The following is an 18,777-nucleotide window of genomic DNA, read 5'->3' as shown; positions in this document are numbered from 1 at the left end:
CACCCCCAGCCAGACACCCACAACACGTCCATCCACCCCACCCACCAGAACCGGTGGATCAAGGCTCAGGGACCGACACGCGCCACGCTCAGGGGGCGAAACAGGCGACCCAGGCCCCCTGTTTTTGTCAGTGGCGTGACGCTAGGGTGAGCCAACTGGATGGGGGAACTTCAGTGGCAGCTAGCCGGCCCCAGGTCGTCGATTCGCTTCGCGCCGCCCTGGTTGCGGGGCTCGTGGGCGGATTGGGCGCGGTCGCGCTCGAAATCATCCTGCTGTATGCAGTCGGCGCCCATCCCCTTGCCGTGACCTTTCCCCTCATCGCAGCCGTCTACTTCATGGCGGGCGCGACGGCGTGGTGGCTGCGACCCGCCTCCATGATGGGTGCACTCATCTCACTGGGCGGGGCGTGCCTCGTCGTGGAGGGCCTGGCCAACACCGAAGTGCCCGGTGTCGCCGTGGTGGGACTGCTGTCCGCCACCTGGATCCTCGCGGTGATCGTGCACCTCCTCCTCGGGTTTCCCAACGGCCGGCTGCGCAGCCCGTCCAGCATCGTGATCGCGGCCCTGGCCTACTTCACGTCCGTCGTCCTACAGATCCCGGTCAACCTGGTCCCCGACGAGGCGGGGGGCGCCGTGTGGAACTGGGTGCAGTCTGCCTTCGGCGTGCTCACGATGTTGGGCCTGGCCTGGGTGCTGCTGGGGAGGCTGCGCAGGGCCACGCCTGCCCGGCGCCGCACCCTCATCCCGCTGTACGGCTACGGCATGGCCGTGGCGGTCCTCATCCCCGGCGCGTCCATCATCCTGAAGCGCGGGTTGGGCATGGACGCGCTCACCGTCGCGGGGATCCAGTTGGGCCTGATCCTCGGTGTGCCCATCGCATTCCTCGCCGCCACCATGCTCGGTAGCTTCGCCCGCACCGCCGAAGCCGAAGCGCTGGCCGCATGGCTGAGCGCCGACACGGACCGGCCCGCCGTCGAGGACGCACTCAAGCGGGCGCTGGGCGACCCCACCGTCCAGCTCGCCTACTGGGTCCCCACCCGCGACGAGTTCGTCGACGGCGCCGGCACCGGCCTGAGCGTGCCGGAACAACCCACCGCCGAGCGGGCCATGGAGCCGGTGGAGGTCTCGGGTGAACTGGTGGGCGCCATCGTGTTCGACCCCAGGCTCGCCACGCCCCGAACCGTCCGGGAGGCCGCGGCCACCGTCGCACTGGCGGTGCAGGGCGAGCGGCTCACCGCAGACCTGCGCGCCAGCCAGGCAGCGCTGCAGCGTTCCCGGGCTCGTCTCGTCCAGGCCGGTGACGCCGTCCGCGCGGCGATTGCGCGCGACCTGCACGACGGGCTCCAGGTCAGGCTGGTCCTGCTGGGCGTGCAGGCCCAGCGCATGACCGCGCAGACCGACATCGACGAACTGCACGCCTCCGCCACGTCGCTGCGGCACAACATCGACGAGGCCGCCTCCGAGCTGCGCCGGGTGGCGCAGCAGATCATGCCGTCTGCGCTGGAGCAGCGCGGCCTGGCCAGCGCACTCGAGGACCTCACCGACCGGATGCCGATCACCACGAACTACGACATGGCGGGCGTGCCCACCGACCTGCCACCCGCCGTCGAGCTCACCGCCTACTTCGTGGTGGCGGAGGCACTCACCAACGCCACCCGACACAGCGGCGCGACGCGGGCCGACGTCGTCGTGGGGCAGGACGACGGCTCCCTCGTGGTGGAGGTGAGCGACGACGGCACGGGCGGCGCCCAACCCCGACCGGGATCGGGCCTGGCCGGGCTGCGGGATCGCGTGGAGGCCGTGGGCGGGAAGCTGGACGTCATCAGCCCGGTGGGCGTCGGAACGAGGATGAAGGCGGTGCTGCCGTGCGGGTCGTGATCGCGGAGGACGAGGCGCTGCTGCGGCAGGGCCTCACGTTGGTGCTCGAAGAGGGCGGTTTCGAGGTGGTGGCCATCGTCGGCAATGCCGACGACCTGCTCGCCGCCGTCGCCGAGCATGCACCCGACCTGGTGGTCACCGACATCAGGATGCCGCCGTCGTTCACCGACGAAGGCATCCAAGCAGCGCTGCGGATCCGGGCGCACCACCGGGACACGCCCGTGGTGGTGCTGTCGCAGTACGTGCAGCGCCGCTACGCCGTCGAGTTGCTCGAGGCCGACGGCGGCGGCGTGGGGTACCTGTTGAAGCAGCGGATCGCCGACATCCCCACGTTCATCGACGACCTGAGCCGGGTCGCCGACGGCGGCACGGTGCTGGACCCCGAGGTCGTCGAGCTCATGCTGCACCGCGCGGACGGCTCGAAGATGCCGGTGCGGCGGCTGACCCCCCGCCAGCGGGAGGTGCTCGGGCTGATGGCGGAGGGCCGGTCCAACGCCTGGATCGCCAAACGCCTCTTCCTCACCGAGAAGGCCGTGGTGCAGCACACGTCGAACATCTACGACGCCATGGGGCTGCCAGTCACGGCAGACGACCACCGCCGCGTCCTGGCCGTGGTGCGCTACCTCGAGGGCACCAGCTAGACGCGTGCCACGTCGATCAGCAGCGCGACCTCCGGGAACCGGCCCGCCAACCGGATGCCGACGGTGGCGAGCTGCCGGCCCGTCATGACGCCGAGCTCGTGGCCCAGGCCCACCAGCGACACCCGGTACCGGGACTCCGGCTCGAGGCCGGGGAGGCGGATCTCGCCCAGCTCCGGCATCATCGGCTCGTCGATCACGGCGAACGAGAACAGGGCGCGCTCGGGGCTGACGACTCCCTTGAGGTACAGGTGGGGGCTGCCCATGTCGACGCGCACGACCCGGCCCGTGTGCAGCAAGCCACGGACCTCCTTGTAGAGCCCTACGGCGAGCCGGAGCGCGGCGAGCTCCTCCTCCGTGGCCTTCGTGAGGTCCCATTCGATGCCGAGGTGGCCGAACAGCGCGGTGGCGGCGCGGTACTCGATGGTGTGGCTGCGGCCGGTGGTGTGGGAGGTGCCCGACGCGATGTGGCTGCCCATGAGTTCGAGCGGCAGCAGCTGGCCGGTCCACCAGAGCATCCGTTGACGCGAGTGCGGGTCGATGTTGTCGGAGACCCACACGCGCTCGACGCGCTCCAGCACCTCGAGGTCGATGCGGGCGCCGCCGCTGCTGCACGACTCGAACTCGGTGTCGGGATGGCGCTCGCGCAGCTCGTCCAGGAGGCGGTAGAACGCCCGGGTCTGCGCGGAGACGCCCGGGCGGCCGTCGTCCAGCGCCGAGCCGGCGTCGACCAGGTCGCGGTTGTGGTCCCACTTCACGTAGTCGACGGCGTACTCGGCCAGGATGGCGGAGACCTGGTCGCGCACGTGGCGGTAGGCGCCGTCGATGGCGAGGTTGAGCACCTGCTGGTTGCGCCACTCGCCGGGGAGGCGACCCTCCGGCTGCAGGATCCACTCGGGGTGCTCCCGGGCAAGGTCCGAATCGGGGTTGACCATCTCGGGTTCGAACCACAGCCCGAACTGCATGCCGCGCCCCCGCACGTGGGAAACGAGCGGGTGCAGGCCCTCGGGGTGGGCGTCGGCGCTGACCACCCAGTCCCCCAGCCCCGCGGCGTCGCTGCGTCGCGCGCCGAACCAGCCGTCGTCGAGCACGAAACGCTCGACGCCGACCTCGGCCGCCCTGTCCACCAACCGCCGCAGGTGCTCGGCGTCGTGGTCGAAGTAGACGGCCTCCCAGGAGTTGAGGGTCACCGGACGGGGCGTGTCGGGGTGCACGGGCAGCGACCGGAGGTGGCGGTGGAAGCGCCACGCCTGCGGGTCGAGGCCGACGGCGTGGTTGAAGTAGACCCACGGCGACGTGTAGGACGCGCCCGCCGCGAGCCGCCCCTCGCCCGGCAGCAGCAGCTCGCCGCCGCCGATCACCTGCACGCCGGGCATGACCTGCTCGGCGTAGTGGAGGTGGTTGCCGCTCCACGCGGTGTGCACCGCCCAGATCTCGCCGGAGTCGTAGCCGAAGCCGCGCTCGCCGACGTGGAGGACGTAGGCGGCGTCGTGACCCGTGCGGCCGCGCCTGCCCTCGCGCCGGTGCGTGCCGATGGTGAGGTCGAACCGCTGCGGCACCCGCTCAGACGCCCACCGGCCGCCGAAGTCCAGCACCTCGGTGGCGCGCTTCGGCACGGGCATGGCCAGCGCGAGCTGGTCGACGGAGTACTCGTCGTCGGCCGTGTTGGTCACCGTGGCCTGGGCCCGGACGAGCCCCGTGGGCAGGAGCTCCACCCGGAGCGCGAGCGCCAGCCCGGCGTCGTCCGCAGTGGCGCTGAACTCGAGCGCACCCGGGCCCTCCTCGGCGAAGCCGTCGGCCAGCGCGCGTCCGTCGAACGTGGTGCCGGTGAGGCGCCAGGCCGGGGTCCAGCCGCGCCCGCCGCGCGAGCCGACCAGGCCGGGGGTGCCCATCCAGCCGTGCCGGGCCTCGGGGACGATCCCGACGCGCAGCGGCGCGAGGATGGCGTTGTGCTCCGCGGTGTAGCCGGCGGCCCTGAACAGGGCGGCGGCATCGTCAGCGGTGACCGGGCCCAAGTCGGCCCCCCAGTGCTTGACCTCGGGGAGCCCGCCGTCAGTGGTGAGCAGCAGCGAGACGCCGTCGGCCCGCAGGTGGATGGTCATGGCCATGGAGTCTCCTCGTCGACGCCGTACCCGGCCATCCTATGGGGCCTTCCGGCCGCTGGGCGCGACCCGTCAACCGGCGCGGCGCAGCGCCGTCAGGGCCACACCACCGTCGACGAGACACCCGCCGGCAGCGACGCCACCGGCGAGGTGCCGACGGGGGCGATGACCAGTTCGGAACCGTCGGGCGCCTCGAAGTCGGCGTCCACGAACCGCACCCGCCCCAGCTCCGGGCCCCGCACCGTCTCCGCCCGGGACGCGGCCGCAGGGAGGTCGGCGTGCACGGTGACCACGCCGTCGGCGAACTCGACGGCCACCCGGCCGCCGTCGATCCGCACCGGGCGCGCCTCCCCCTCGAAGGGGCGCGCGGCGCCGAGGTACACGTTGTCGCGGGCCATGACCGGCTGCTTGATGCCGGCGAAGCGGCGGTGGTCGCCCGAGCGTGACGTGGTCAGTTCCATGAACTTCTCGAAGCTGGCCGGGTGCCCGTCGTAGACGGAGAGGCCGTGCCCCACCGTGGCGATCTCCGGCAGCTCGACGCGGTAGTTCTCACGTGCCTCATCGCCGGCGAAGACGTTGCCGACGTAGCGGTCGTCGCCGCCGACGATGACGGCGTACCCGGCCACGCGGGTGCTGTGCGGCCGGTGGTACGGCGTGGCGCGGTCTGGAACGGGCTCGATGCGGAGGCTGCCGAGGAACAGGTTGCCGACGTAGGCGCCGCCCTGGCTGAAGCTCTCGAGTGAGGCGGGAGAGGCGAACACGTTGTGGTCGACCACGTAGGGGCCGTGGCTGACCTCGACGAAGAAGTCGCGGCTGTTGGAGTGCAGCACGTTGCCGCTGATGCGGGTGCCCTGGGTCTGCCAGTCGAGCCAGAGGCCGAGGGAGCAGTCGTGGATGTGGTTGCCCACGATCTGCACGTCGATGGGCGCGTGCAGCTTGATGCCGGCGATCTCGTGGCCGTAGAACTGGCGGCGCAGCGCGATGCGGTGGATGCGGTTGTCCTCGATGGTGGAGAAGACGCAGCCCAGGTGGCCGACGATGCCGTTCTGGCCGCAGTCGTGGATGGTGTTGCGGCGCACCACGTGCGAGCCGATGTGCTCCCGGCTCCAGCCGTGGTCCTCGGCCGTGAAGACCGACTCCAGCTGGTACTGGTACCCGGGCTTGTCGCCGCGGACGGTGGCGTGGTTGTGGCCGGTGGTGCGCTCCTTGCCCAGCGAGATGGCCGAGCACTTCGCGTGGTGCAGCAGGTTGTCCTCGATGATCCAGCCCTTGGCCCAGTTGGGGCCCACCATGCCGGGCTGGTCCGCCGTCGGCGGCACCCAGGGCGTGGCGGCGTGGCACATCTCGAAGCCGCGCACCGTGATCCAGTCGACGTGGTTGGCCTCCGGGTAGAACACGGAGCGGCGCACGTTGATCTCGACGAGTTCTCGGCGCGGGTCGGCGTCGCCGAAGTTGGCGTGGATGACCGTGTGGTCGTCGTGCACCTCCGCGCACCACACCATGCGGGTGGGCGCGCCGGTGCCGGGTTGCGGGATGCCCGTCCAGTCGTCGACGACGTCCTCCAGCGCGCCGGGGTCCCGCACGTCGGCGACGCTGGGCACCTCGTACAACGCAGCGCCGGCCAGGTAGACCTCACCGAGGTGCACCGGGGGCTCGTCACCCGTCGGCCGCACCAGCCAGTCGCCCTCGACGACCTGGGCGAACGGGTTGAACCCCCGGAACAGCGCGTTGTCGACGACGGCCTTCCAGTGTGCGCCGTCGACGCGCTCCCAGCCTGAGACCTCCTCGGAGCCCTTGATCACGACGTGCTCGCCGGGCGCGGCGGTGAACGTGATGCGCCGCTGGTTGCTCAAGCCGCCGTGGGGCGGTTTCACCCATTCGCGGTAGACGCCCTCGTGGACCACGACGGTGTCGCCGGGGCGGGCCTTCCGCGCTGCGGCGTTGATGGTCGCCAGGGGTGACCCGACGGTGCCGTCGTGGTGGTCGGACCCGTGGGTCGAGACGTGGATGTCCATGCAAGGGCTCCTCAGTGCGTGTTTCCGTGGGACAGGAAGGCGGCGATGACGGAGTCGTCCTCGGCGTCGAGGCCGGCCTTCAGGGCGGTGCGGTAGAGGTTCTCGGCCGCCTGCGCGACGCCCGTGGGCAGGCGATGCCGCCGGGTGAGGCCGCCGACGATCCCCATGTCCTTGGCGATGACGTCCACGCGTGAGCGCACCTCCGGCGTCTCGCCGCGCAGTTGCTGCGCCATGCGGGGGCCGCGGTCCTGGAGCATGAACGAGGCGGCGGCTCCCCTGTTGAGGACGTCGACGCAGAGTTCCAGGTCGAGGCCCATCGCCTCGGCCAGGGCCAGGGCCTCGGCGGCTGCGGCGGTGTGGATGCCGCACAATAACTGGTTGACGCTCTTCATGTCCTGGCCCGCGCCGACGCCACCCATGACCACCAGGTTCGAGGCGAGGGCGCGCAGGACGTCGTCGGCCCGCTCGAGGACGGCGGGGGCCCCTCCGGCGGTGATCAGGAGGTCACCGGTGCGGGCACGGACGGCGCCGCCCGAGACGGGGGCGTCGACCGTGCCGATCCCGCTCCCGTCGAGCCGGGTGGCGACGTCGACGACGGCCTCGGAGCCCACCGTCGAGGTCACGATGACCACCGACCCGGGCGACAGTGCACCTGCCGCGCCGTCGGGCCCGAAGAGCGCCGCCTCGAGTTGGGCCCCGTCGCGCACCGCCACGACGACGTGCGTGGCGCCGTGGACCGCCTCGGCGACCGTGGCGGCCGGGGTGGCGCCGTCGGCCGCCGCGAGTTCGCGCCGCTCGGCCGAGACGTCGAACGCGCGCACGGGCCAGCGTTCCGCCAGCCGGGCCGCCATCGGTAGGCCCATGGCGCCCAAACCCAGTACTGCAACGACGGTGCTCATCTCGGCTCCCGAAGGGCGACGGCTAGCATGCGGCGGATGTAGTCGCGGTTGTCCGCGGAGACGGTGAGCCCGTCGCCTCCGTAGTGCTCAACGCAGAACGCACCGACGAAGCCCGCGTCGACGGCGATCTCGATGGCCCGCCGATAGTTGGCGCTGCCGTGCGCCATCGGCGCGGGCACGCTCACCACGTTGCCGGCGGCGTCCTCGCTGCGGAAGTAGTTCTTCACGTGCCAGTAGTTCGCGTGCGGGAGGCAGCGCTCCACCGCGGTGAGGAAGTCCTCGACGGGGCGGTGGAGGCGGAAGAGGTTGCCGAGGTCGGGGTTGAGGCCGACGTTGTCGAGGCCGATGTCGCCGACCAGGCGCACGGCCGACTCGGACGTGCCGAGCAGCGTGTCCTCGTACATCTCCAACGACACCTGGAGGCCGAGCTCGGCCGCGTGGGCACCGAGCTCCCGCAACCGGCGCACGGCCAACCTCCACGTCGCGTCGTCGGTGGGGTCGACGGGGCCCTGCGCCGTCCAGAACCAGAAGGCCCGCTGCTGCGCCGGGGTCAACGGCCGGTGGAGGCCGAACGACACGACGGTGGCGCCCATCTCCCCGGCCGCGTCGAGCACGCGGTGGGAGTAGGCCAGGTTCGCCTCCCCGTCGACGGGGTCGAGCACGCTCCGGCGGATGGCCGAGACCGCGATGGGGTCGAGGCCGACCTCCGCCAGCGCCTGCGTGAGCAGCCGGCGCCTGGCGTCGTCGAGGTCGCCGATGCGGAGCCAGCTGTCGGTGAGGTCGACCTCCGTGAAGCCCTCCCTCGCCACCTGGCTGAGGTGGCCAAGCCATACGGCGGGGTGGGCATCCTGGGAACCGGGGAACGGGAGCATCGCCGCAGCGATGGGCCACGTGGCTGCGCTGTATCCCATGGGCAGGGTCCTCCGTGATCAGTGGCACGACGGCGTCCGATCCCCTGTGAGCGGTCGCTAAACTTTTTGGTGTGTGCCGAAACTTTCAATCACGGTATCAGCGACAAAGCGGTGGCGCAACGATAGGATGGGAGCACACCGAACCGCCAAGGGGTTTCATGGACACAACGCTCCCCGTCGGGAAACCGACGCTCGCGGAGGTCGCGGCTCGGGCAAAAGTTTCGCTTGCAACCGCCTCGAAGGTCGCCAACGGACGGCCCGACGTCGCGGCGGGCACCCGCGCGCGCGTCGAACAGGCGATCTTCGACCTGGGCTACGAGACGAACCGGCGCCAGACCCCCGGCAGCCGTCCGTCCATCGCCTTCCTCGCCGACATCCTCACCAGTGCCTACGCCATGGAGGTGCTGCGGGGTGCGGTGGAGGCCGCCGAGCAACTGGGCATCGACCTGGCGGTGGAGCGCACGCACCGCAGCAACGACCCGGCTGGCCCGCCGACCAGCGCCAGCCTCACGCAGCGGCTGTTGGCCGCCAACCGGGTGGGCGCCGTCCTGCTGACCAGCGGGGTGCGCGAGGACGTCTACTCATCCCTGGTGGGGGCCCGCCTGCCCATGGTGGTCATCGACCCCATCGACTCGACGCACCCCGACGTGATCTCGGTGGGCTCCACCAACTGGCTGGGCGGCCGCTCGGCCGCCGAGCACCTCCTCGGGTTGGGACACCGGCGGATCGCCGCGCTCGGGGGGCCGGGCAACTCCATGAGCGCCACGGCGCGGCTTGACGGATTCCTCTCCGCCTGCCGCGCCGCCGGCACTCCCGTTCCCGACGAGTGGCTCCGGCGCTGCGCCTTCGACGCCGACGAGGCCGCCGCCGTCGCCACCGAGTGGCTGACGGCCGGGGACGCCCCGCCCACGGCGATCATGACGGGCAGCGACTCGCAGGCCCTGGGCGTGTTGCGGGCGGCGCATGCGCTGGGGGTGCGGATCCCCGACGAGCTGAGCGTCGTCGGATACGACGACACCCTCATGGCGGCGTGGGCCAGCCCCGGCCTCACGTCCGTGCGCCAGCCGTTGGCCGACATCGGCCGCCGGGCGGTCGAGACCGCCTTCACCATCCACCTCGGCCAGGAGCCCGAGTCGCGGCACATCGAGTTGGCCACGACGCTCGTGGTGCGCGGGTCGACGGGGGCGCCGCCTGCCTGACAAGGCATCCACTACACGTTTCAGAACTTCTCCGAAATATTTCTGAAAATCCCTCCACAAATCTGGTTCTTCATGGCACGCTTTGGTTCACCTACACAACGAAAGCGAGTGCCATGCAAGCCAAGTTGACGATCGACCCGGCGTTCAGGGTCGGTCCCGTGCGACGGCGCACGTTCGGCTCCTTCGTGGAGCACCTCGGCCGCTGCGTCTACACCGGCATCTACGAGCCCAGCCACCCGTCGGCGGATGAGCAGGGCTTCCGCGGTGACGTCCTCGACCTCGTCCGCGAGATGGGCGTCTCCACGGTGCGCTACCCCGGCGGCAACTTCGTCTCCGGCTACCGCTGGGAGGACGGCATCGGCCCCGTCGAGGACCGCCCGAAGCGCCTGGACCTCGCGTGGCACAGCCTGGAGCCCAACGAGGTCGGCACCGACGAGTTCATGGCCTGGGCGAAGAAGGCCGGCATTGAGCCGATGATGGCCATCAACCTGGGCACCCGTGGCGTGCTGGAGGCCATGGACATCGTAGAGTACTGCAACGTGCCCGGCGGGTCCGACTGGGCCGAGCAGCGCCGCGCCAACGGCGCCGACGAGCCCTACCGGGTCAAGATGTGGTGCCTGGGCAACGAGATGGACGGGCCGTGGCAGATGGGCCACAAGACCCCCGAGGAGTACGGCCGCATCGCCACCGAGGCGGCGCGCGCCATGCGCATGATCGACCCCGACGTCGAACTCGTGGCCTGCGGCTCCTCCAGCCGCAGCATGCCCACGTTCGGGGAGTGGGAGCGCATCGTGCTCACCGAGGCCTACGACCAGGTCGACATGATCTCCGCGCACGCCTACTACTGGGAGAAGGAGTCCGGGCTGCAGGAGTTCCTCGTCAGCGCCGAGGACATGGACCGCTTCATCGACCAGGTGGGCGCCACCATCGACACCGTCGCCGCCGCGAGGAAGACCGACAAGAGGATCGGCATCTCGTTCGACGAGTGGAACGTCTGGTACCTGGACCGAGACCCGTCCAAGCCGCCGTCGGGCGACGACTGGCCGGTGGCGCCGCGCCTGCTCGAGGACAACTACTCGGTGGCGGACGCCGTCGTCGTCGGTAACCTGCTGATCTCGCTGCTGCGCCACACGGACCGCGTGTGGTCCGCCAACCAGGCCCAGCTCGTCAACGTGATCGCGCCGATCATGGCCGAGCCGGGCGGGCCGGCGTGGAAGCAGACCACCTTCCACCCGTTCGCGCTCACCTCGGCCAACGCGAGCGGCGAAGTGCTGCGCGTCATCGTCGACGGCCCCACGATCGAGTCCACCCAGTTCGGCAGCGTCCAGGCACTCGACGCAGTGGCCACCTGGGCCGACGGCGAGGCCAGCGTCTTCGTCGTCAACAGGCACGCCGACGAGGCGGTCGACGCGTCGATCACGCTCCCGGCGGGCTGCTCCATCAAGGAGGCCGTCACGCTCCACCACGACGACCACAACTGGAAGGCGAGCGCCGAGGACGACTCCAGCGTCGGCGTCACGCCGAACGGGACCGCCGCCATCGACGGCGGCACGCTCACCGTCACCCTGCCGCCCATCTCGTGGACGATGATCACCCTCTCGACGCAGTGACCCCCGGGCCGGGCCGGGTCGCACCCCGGCCCGGGCTCGAAACTTTTATAACGAACCGGGAACTTTTCTGTCCTGAAGGTTGACCGGCCACTTTTCAGATTGTTAGCCTCAAGGCAATTAGTCGCCCGACGAAACAAAGGGTCACGGAGTTGTGCCCGCCGCCGTCCGCGCGCTGTGCCGCAAGTGAAGATCGAGGAGGATCACCGGGATGACGAGGCTTCTCTATTCCAAGCGCCTGGCCCCCTACCTGTTCATCCTGCCCTTCCTGTTGACGGTGGCCGTGTTCTGGCTGATCCCCGTCATCCAGTCGGTCATCATGAGCTTCCAGGAGATCGTCTACGGGCAGGGCGAGTTCATCGGCGCCCGCAACTACGAGCGCCTGTGGCGCGACCAGATCTTCTGGAAGGCCCTCTACAACAGCCTGCGCTACATGGTGCTGACGCTGCTGCTGCTCATCCCCATCCCGCTGTTGCTGGCGGTGATGATCAACACGAAGATCGGCAGCCCCAAGCTGAAGAACTTCTTCAAGGCCTCGCTGTTCGTGCCGGCGCTGACCTCCATCGTCGTCGCGGGCATCATCTTCCGGCTGATGTTCTCCGAGAGCGACACGGGCATGATGAACCAGGTCGCCGACTTCCTCGGCTTCGGGCCCGTCCGCTGGCTGCGCAACGACCTCACCGGCCTGGCCGCGCTGCTGTTGCTGGCCCTGTGGCGGTGGACCGGCGTCAACACCATGTACTTCCTCGCCGGCCTGCAGGCCATCCCGGAGGAGCACTACGAGGCCGCCGCCATCGACGGCGCCAACGCCGTCCAGAAGTTCTTCTTCGTGACGCTGCCGGGGCTCAAGCCCACCATCGTGTACGTCACCACCATCAGCGTCTACGGCGGCTTGGCGATGTTCCTCGAGAGCTTCATGCTCTATGCCGGCAACAGCTCGCCGAACAACCAGGGCCTCACCATCGTCGGCTACCTCTACCGCAAGGGCATCCAGGAGAACGACCTGGGCTTCGCCTCCGCGGTGGGCGTGGTGCTGCTCGGGCTCGTGCTGGTGATCAACCTGACGCAACTCACCTTCGCCGGCACCTTCAAGAAGGAGGCCTGAGCCATGTCCACCCTGGCAACTCCTGCCCCGCTGACCGACGACCGCACCGAGCAGCCGCGGAAGCGACCGACGCGGCGCACCGCCGCCATCGTGCAGGGCACGATCCTGCTGGTGCTCGCCCTGGTCTCCCTCGTCCCCATCGCGGCCATCATCATCGGCACCTTCCAGGACGGCGGCGAGATCATCCGCAACGGCATCTCGTTCGCCGTCGACCCCTCCGAGCTGAGCCTCGACAACTACGTGATGCTGTTCACCGACTCCGGGCTGTACTTCCAATGGTTCTGGAACAGCCTCATCCTGACGGTGGTGCAGGTGGTCGGCACCCTGCTGGTGAGTTCGTTCGTGGCCTACGGCTTCGCCATGTACGACTTCCCCGGCAAGAACGCTGGCTTCATCCTCGTCCTGGTCATGATGACCATCCCCTTCGAGATGCTGATGCTGCCGCTCTACGTGCAGGTCAACAACTTCAACGCGGCAGACCAGTACTGGATCGTCGTGCTGCCGTTCCTGGCGCAGGCCGTGACCATCTTCTTCTTCCGCCAGTACTTCATCGGCATCCCCCGCGAACTGCTCGAGGCCGGGCGCGTCGACGGGGTCTCCGAGTTCGGCATGTTCTTCCGCATCGTGCTGCCCATCTCCAAGCCCGCGTTCGCGGCGATGGCGATCCTCAACGGCATGATCATCTGGAACAACTTCCTGTGGCCGCTCCTGGTGCTGCGCTCGGCCGAGAAGTTCACGCTGCCCATCGGCCTCAACACCCTGTTGACGCCCTACGGCAACAACTACGAGCTGCTGATCATCGGGGCCTTCTTCTCGCTGATCCCCATCCTGCTGCTGTTCCTCGCCTTCCAGCGGTTCTTCATCGAAGGCATGACCGCTGGTGCCCTCAAGGGCTGACCGGCCCACCCTCCGATTCCCCGGAAAACAACCACAAAGGAGTGAACCATGAGATTGACCAAGCTGACAGCCGCCGTGGCGGCTGCCGCCCTGTCCCTGACCTTGGCGGCCTGCGGCGGCGGTGGCGGCAGCTCGTCCGAGCCCACCGCCGACGGCGAGGTCGTCAGCGGCGCGCCCGCCCCCGAGGGCGCCACCAAGCTGAGCATGTGGGTGTTCGCAGAGCTCCACGCCGCCGTCTATGACGAGATGGCCACGCAGTGGAACGAGGAGAACCCCGACAAGGCCATCGACCTCGACATCACCGTCTACCCGTACCAGGACATGCACGACAAGCTGCTGCTGGCCGCCAACTCCGGCCAGGGCATGCCCGACCTGGTCGACATCGAGGTCAACAAGTTCTCGAACTTCGTCAAGGGCGACAACCCGCCGCTCGCGGACCTGTCCGCCGCGGCCGAGCCCTACGTCGACGACATCGTCAAGGCCCGGCTGGACCTCTACAGCCGCAACGGCAAGATCTATGGCTACCCGACCCACGTCGGCGCGTTCGTCGCGTTCTACAACGAGGAACTCCTCGAGGCGCAGGGCATCGACTACACCACGATCAAGACGTGGGAGGACTTCAAGAACGCCGGCGTGAAGTACCACGACGCCACGGGCAAGGCGTTCGGCACCGCCAACACCGGCGTGTGGTTCGTCGAGCCGCTGGTGACCGCGCAGCTGGGCGGCCAGGTGTTCGAGGACGACGGCATGGGCAAGGTGTCGGTCAACAACCCCGAGGCCGTGGAGGCGCTCGAGATGCTCGCCGACATGGAGAAGGCCGGCGCGCTGTCCCCCATCGCCGGCGGCAGCCCCGACGCCGAGGAGGCCTACGGCGCCATCAACAACGGCGACTACGCCGCCATCGTGTACCCGGCGTGGTACACCTCGCGGTTCGTGGACTACATGCCCGACCTGGCCGGCAAGGTGGCCATCGCCCCCGCGCCGCAGATCGAGGGCTCCGACATCCTCACCATCGGCGGTGGCGGCACGGGCACTGCGGTGTCGGCCAAGTCCGAGAACCTGGAGCTCGCCACCGAGTTCAACGCGTTCGCCAAGCTGTCGCTGCCCGCGAACGTCGCCGTCTGGGAAGTCCTCGGCTTCGACCCGGTGAACATGTCCGTCTGGGAGGACGACGCCGTCACCCACAACCCTGACAACAAGTTCAACAAGTACTTCACCACCAACCTGTTCGACGTCCTCAACTCCGTCAAGGACGGCATCGGCCACTTCAACTCGTTCGCCAACCCGAACCTGCCGGCCGTGGACAACTGGTTCCGCACCGTGACCCTCAACGAGGTCTACGAGAACGACACGCCGGTCAAGGAAGCCCTCGACCAGGCCCAGACCGACCTCGAGAACGAGATCGGCGAGTAAGCCCGAGCGGGGGCTGAGGCCCTCCCCCGATGATCAGCAGCGGCCGGGACATCCCCTTCTCCCGGCCGCTGCCCCATGCCCGCAGCACAGGGGCGCCCGACAATTGGGCGGTATGTCAGCGCCGAGGCTGCGTGACCGATACTTTTCGCGGGGCGCTGCGTGGCTTAGTGTCGTGGGAAGCGCCCCCAGACCCAAGGAGCCCCCGCCGATGGATGCACCAGTGCTGCCGCGCGACGGCGTCGCCGTCGTGGGTGGCGGGCGCCTCGGCACCGCACTGACCGGGGCGCTCCGCACGGCCGGCTGGCAGGTCGAGGGCCCGCTGGGCCGCGGAGCGGACACCGCCGCCCGTCTGGTGCTGCTCTGCGTGCCGGACCGTGAGATCGCCGTCGCTGCGGCCGCGCTCACCACGTGGCCCGGCCAGCTCGTCGGCCACTGCTCGGGCGCCACGTCGCTCGCCCCGCTCCAGCCGCACGAGTCCTTCTCGCTCCACCCGTTGATGACCGTCCCGGAGGCCGGCGCCAGCTTCACGGGGGTCGCGGCCGCCGTCGACGGTGGCACGGCCCGCGCGCTGGACGCGGCTGAGCTCATCGCCCGCTCCGTCGGGATGGTGCCGGTGCGCGTGCGCGACGAGGACCGCGCCGCGTACCACGCCGCCGCGTCGGTGGCGTCCAACTTCCTGGTCACGCTCGAGGACTTCGCCGAGCGCCTCGCGGCCTCGGCCGGGGTGCCCCGCGAGCGCCTGCTGCCGATGGTGCGGGCGACGGTGGCCAACTGGGCGGCTTCGGGCGCCCCGGCTGCACTCACCGGCCCGGTGGCGCGGGGCGACGCCGAGACCGTGGCGCGGCAGCGGGCCGCCGTCGCCGAGCGGTGCCCGGAGGACCTCGCCCTCTTCGACGCGTTGGTCGAGGCCACGCTCCGGCTCGCCCACCGAAAGGACGCCGCATGAGAGTCATCCGTACCGTCGACGAGCTGCGCCGGGAAGTCGGCGAGGCCCGCCGCAGCGGGCAGCGCGTCGGCTTCGTCCCGACGATGGGGGCGCTGCACGAGGGCCACCTGTCGCTGGTCTCGGCGGCCCGCGCCGCGAGCGGGGTCGTCGTGGTGTCACTGTTCGTCAACCCCACGCAGTTCAACGACCAGGCCGACCTGGCCGCCTACCCGCGTGACGAGGAGCGCGACGCCGCGCTGGCTGCGGGCGCCGGCGCGGACATCCTCTTCGCCCCCGGCGTGACGGAGATGTACCCCGACGGCTACGCCACCTCGGTGCACGTCCGCGGGGTCAGCGAGCCCCTGGAGGGTGCGCACCGCGGCGCGTCCCACTTCGACGGTGTGGCCACCGTCGTGACGAAGCTGCTGGTGGCAGTCGCGCCGGACGTGGCCTGGTTCGGGCAGAAGGACGCCCAGCAGGTGGCCGTCGTGCGGCGGCTGGTGACGGACCTGGGCCTGCCGGTGCGGATCGAGACGGCGCCGACTGTGCGTGAGCCGGACGGGCTGGCGATGTCGAGCCGCAATATGCGCCTCACCGCAGCCGACCGCCCGCGGGCCCTGGCCCTCAAGGCCGGGCTGGACGCCGTGGCCGAGGCGGTCGCGTCCGGAGCCGACCCCCGAGGCGCGGAAGCCCACGGCGTCGACGTGATGCGGGAGCGGGGCGTCGAGCCGGAGTACCTCGCACTGGTGGATCCTGGTTCCTTCGCCCCCGCCACGGATCTCGCACTGCCGAGCCTCGCCGTCGTCGCCGCGAAGGTCGGCGACGTGCGGCTCATCGACAACCTGCCCATCTGCCCCCAGCCCCACACCGAGGAGCCCTCCTGATGCAGCGCACCATGCTGAAGTCGAAGATCCACCGCGCCACGGTCACCGACGCCGACCTCCACTACGTGGGGTCCATCACGATCGACCCCGACCTGCTCGAGGCCGCCGACATCCTCGAGTTCGAGCAGGTCAGCGTGGTCAACGTCGACAACGGCGCCCGCTTCGAGACCTACACGATCGCCGGCGAGCGCGGCACCGGCCAGATGAAGGTCAACGGCGCTGCGGCCAGGCTGGTGCACCGCGGCGACACCATCATCGTCATCTCCTACGGCCAGTACAGCCGCGAGGAGCTCGCCGAGCACCAGCCCGTCGTCGTGCACGTGGAGCGGGACACCAACAAGATGATCGCCGTGGACACCGCCGTGGCGACGCTCCTCACCGAGGAGCAGTGAGCCGATGTCCAGCCGCCCCGCACAGCGCGATGCCGCCCGCCGCCGCCTGACCCCGCCGTCGTTGGGGGCCATGAAGCGCGCCGGTGAGCGCATCGTGATGGTGACCGCCTACGACTACCCCGGCGCGTTGGCCGCCGAGGAGGCCGAAGTCGACGTGGTGCTGGTTGGCGACTCCGGCGCCATGACGGTGCTGGGACATGAGGACACCGCCTCCGTCACGGTCGACGAGATGCTCGTCCTCGCCAAGGCGGTCCGGCGTGGGCTCACCACCCCGCTACTGGTGGCGGACCTGCCGTTCGGCTCCTATGAGATCAGCGACGAGCAGGCCGTCGCCACGGCGCTGCGCTTCATGAAGGAGGCCGGCTGTGACGCCGTGAAGCTCGAGGGTGGCGGCGCCATGCCGGCGTCGCGGGCGGCGGCCATCGTCGCGGCGGGCATCCCGGTGATGGGCCACGTGGGGCTCACCCCGCAGACCGCCAACGCCCTGGGCGGGTTCAAGGCGCAGGGGCGTACGGCTGCCAGCGCCGCGAGAGTCGCCGAGGAGGCCCGCAGGCTGCAGGACCTCGGCTGCTTCGCCGTCGTGTTCGAGGCGATCCCCGCCGAAGTCGCCGCCGACATCATGTCGACGCTGGACGTCGTGGTGATCGGCATCGGCGCCGGACCGGCCACCGACGGGCAGGTGTTGGTGTTCCACGACCTGCTCGGCCTGGGCACCGGGGGCTCCGCCCGCTTCGTGCGCAGGTACGCGGACCTGCACACCCAGGCGGTCGACGGGCTCCGCCAGTTCGTCGATGAGGTCCGGGACGGCTCCTACCCTGCCCCGGAGCACTGCTACGGAATCGACGGTGAGGAGCTGGCCGCCTTCCGGGCCTCGGAATCAGCGCTCGCCGAGTAGACAGCGGTCAAGCCGGGGATACGCCACGCTCCGAGGCGGTCAACTGCGTTGCGCGGCCCCCACCAGCGCGGCCACCTCGTCGCGGGTCGGGGGCTGTGCCCCCTGGCGGCCGCAGACGATGGCTGCGGCGGCGATGCCGTGCTCCAGCGCGCGGCGGACATCATGGCGATCACGGGTATAGGCCGACAGGAAGCCGGCCATGAATGTGTCGCCGGCACCCACCGTGTCCACCACGGAGACCCGGCGGCCGGGTGACCCGATCGTGCTTCCGTCGGAGAGGACAGCCACCGCACCCTCCGCACCCACGGTGATGACGAACATCGACAATCCGAACTCATCGACGCACCGTCGCGCGTACTGGACCGGGTCTGCCTCATCATCGGCCAGCCAGAGGATGTCCTCATCGCTGGCCTTCACGATGCCCGCGTTCCTCCCCACCTCCCGCATGAGCTCCTCGACCTGGTCAGCGTAGACCTCCCGGTCAGGCAGGGTCGACGGTCGCACGTTGATGTCGAAGCTCAACGCTGCGGGTGTGCTCCGCACGAACTCGGTCAGGACAGCCGCGCCTGGCCCGATCACTGATCCGATGGACCCGAAGTGCAGCCAGTCATCGGCGTGGAGTTGGGGGAACTCACCTGCCCGCCATTGGAAGTTCGACGTCTGGTCGAAGTGGAAGGAGTAGGTGGCCTTCCCCTCCTGATCCAGGGAGACGATCGCGAGCGATGTCGCCTCCTCCGTGGAGACCGCAAGGTCCAGGCCCACGCCGGCCGCCAGCAGGTGGTGCCGCAGTTGCTGCCCGAAGGCATCGGTGCTGAGCCTGCCGAGGAAATGCGTGTCCTCGCCCAGCTTCGCCAAGGCGGTCGCAGTGTTGAAGGGCCCTCCGCCCGAGTGCGCGATCCATTTCCCCGGGGCGGCGGATGGAACGCCCTCTGGCATCAGATCGATGAGCGCCTCCCCGCAGACCACGAACCGCATGGCACGGACCCCCGCGGAGGCAGTTGCTCCAGTTGCATCGTGT

At 70.1% G+C, this 18,777-nt stretch carries 16 protein-coding genes; 11 read left to right on the top strand and 5 right to left on the bottom strand.

Annotated elements, in window-relative coordinates; all coding sequences use genetic code 11:
- Window positions 1-302 precede the first annotated feature (302 nt).
- On the top strand, window positions 303-1,877 hold the full coding sequence (locus ABEA30_RS01930; RefSeq protein WP_345578161.1) for a sensor histidine kinase: 1,575 nt from the start codon (window positions 303-305) through the stop codon (window positions 1,875-1,877).
- Window positions 1,865-2,518 carry a response regulator transcription factor gene (locus ABEA30_RS01925; RefSeq protein WP_345578159.1) on the top strand — a complete coding sequence of 218 codons (654 nt, stop codon included), beginning with the start codon at window positions 1,865-1,867 and terminating at the stop codon, window positions 2,516-2,518. Before ABEA30_RS01930 ends, ABEA30_RS01925 begins: the two co-directional genes overlap by 13 nt.
- Here ABEA30_RS01925 and ABEA30_RS01920 read toward each other — a convergent pair.
- The 4 genes from ABEA30_RS01920 to ABEA30_RS01905 form a co-directional block, all read right to left on the bottom strand.
- On the bottom strand, window positions 2,515-4,623 hold the full coding sequence (locus tag ABEA30_RS01920) for an alpha-galactosidase (protein WP_345578156.1): 2,109 nt from the start codon (window positions 4,621-4,623) through the stop codon (window positions 2,515-2,517). The two genes, ABEA30_RS01925 and ABEA30_RS01920, sit on opposite strands and share 4 nt — an antisense overlap.
- A gap of 89 nt (window positions 4,624-4,712) precedes the next feature.
- On the bottom strand, window positions 4,713-6,632 hold the full coding sequence (locus ABEA30_RS01915) for a right-handed parallel beta-helix repeat-containing protein (protein ID WP_345578155.1): 1,920 nt from the start codon (window positions 6,630-6,632) through the stop codon (window positions 4,713-4,715).
- A gap of 11 nt (window positions 6,633-6,643) precedes the next feature.
- On the bottom strand, window positions 6,644-7,531 hold the full coding sequence (locus ABEA30_RS01910; RefSeq protein ID WP_345578152.1) for an NAD(P)-dependent oxidoreductase: 888 nt from the start codon (window positions 7,529-7,531) through the stop codon (window positions 6,644-6,646).
- A complete protein-coding gene (locus ABEA30_RS01905) occupies window positions 7,528-8,442 on the bottom strand; it encodes a sugar phosphate isomerase/epimerase family protein (protein WP_345578149.1) in 915 nt (304 codons plus the stop codon). The genes ABEA30_RS01910 and ABEA30_RS01905 overlap by 4 nt, the downstream gene beginning before the upstream one ends.
- 158 nt (window positions 8,443-8,600) lie before the next feature.
- On the opposite strand from ABEA30_RS01905, the gene ABEA30_RS01900 reads away from it, so the two are divergent.
- The 9 genes from ABEA30_RS01900 to panB all read left to right on the top strand — a co-directional run bounded on the left by ABEA30_RS01900 (window position 8,601) and on the right by panB (window position 17,759).
- Window positions 8,601-9,641, top strand: a complete 1,041-nt coding sequence (locus tag ABEA30_RS01900) for a LacI family DNA-binding transcriptional regulator (RefSeq protein WP_345578146.1) — start codon at window positions 8,601-8,603, stop codon at window positions 9,639-9,641.
- 113 nt (window positions 9,642-9,754) lie between these two features.
- Window positions 9,755-11,251, top strand: coding sequence for an arabinosylfuranosidase ArfA (gene arfA / locus ABEA30_RS01895; RefSeq protein ID WP_345578144.1), 1,497 nt, complete (start codon window positions 9,755-9,757; stop codon window positions 11,249-11,251).
- Window positions 11,252-11,459: 208 nt separating this feature from the next.
- Entirely contained in the window at window positions 11,460-12,353 is an 894-nt protein-coding gene (locus ABEA30_RS01890; RefSeq protein ID WP_345578141.1) for a carbohydrate ABC transporter permease, read from the top strand.
- Window positions 12,354-12,356: 3 nt separating this feature from the next.
- A complete protein-coding gene (locus ABEA30_RS01885; protein ID WP_345578138.1) occupies window positions 12,357-13,250 on the top strand; it encodes a carbohydrate ABC transporter permease in 894 nt (297 codons plus the stop codon).
- Between the two features lie 48 nt (window positions 13,251-13,298).
- Window positions 13,299-14,663, top strand: coding sequence for an ABC transporter substrate-binding protein (locus ABEA30_RS01880; protein WP_345578136.1), 1,365 nt, complete (start codon window positions 13,299-13,301; stop codon window positions 14,661-14,663).
- Window positions 14,664-14,871: 208 nt separating this feature from the next.
- Window positions 14,872-15,609, top strand: a complete 738-nt coding sequence (locus ABEA30_RS01875) for a Rossmann-like and DUF2520 domain-containing protein (protein ID WP_345578133.1) — start codon at window positions 14,872-14,874, stop codon at window positions 15,607-15,609.
- Window positions 15,606-16,472 carry a pantoate--beta-alanine ligase gene (gene panC / locus ABEA30_RS01870; RefSeq protein ID WP_345578130.1) on the top strand — a complete coding sequence of 289 codons (867 nt, stop codon included), beginning with the start codon at window positions 15,606-15,608 and terminating at the stop codon, window positions 16,470-16,472. The genes ABEA30_RS01875 and panC overlap by 4 nt, the downstream gene beginning before the upstream one ends.
- Complete coding sequence (gene panD / locus ABEA30_RS01865) at window positions 16,472-16,864, top strand: aspartate 1-decarboxylase (protein ID WP_345578127.1); 393 nt, start codon at window positions 16,472-16,474, stop codon at window positions 16,862-16,864. Before panC ends, panD begins: the two co-directional genes overlap by 1 nt.
- 4 nt (window positions 16,865-16,868) lie before the next feature.
- A complete protein-coding gene (gene panB, locus ABEA30_RS01860) occupies window positions 16,869-17,759 on the top strand; it encodes a 3-methyl-2-oxobutanoate hydroxymethyltransferase (RefSeq protein ID WP_345578124.1) in 891 nt (296 codons plus the stop codon).
- A 39-nt stretch (window positions 17,760-17,798) separates the two neighbouring features.
- Here the strand turns inward: panB and ABEA30_RS01855 are convergent, their stop codons facing one another.
- Window positions 17,799-18,734: a carbohydrate kinase family protein gene (locus ABEA30_RS01855; protein ID WP_345578121.1), complete on the bottom strand. Its 936-nt coding sequence runs from the start codon at window positions 18,732-18,734 to the stop codon at window positions 17,799-17,801.
- Window positions 18,735-18,777: the final 43 nt, after the last annotated feature.

Origin of the sequence: Tessaracoccus lubricantis (genome assembly GCF_039544535.1) — a bacterium.
In the GTDB taxonomy this organism is placed as follows: Bacteria; Actinomycetota; Actinomycetes; order Propionibacteriales; family Propionibacteriaceae; genus Arachnia; species Arachnia lubricantis.
Note: the sequence above shows the minus strand (reverse complement) of the source record. Positions and strands in the feature narration are given on the sequence as shown.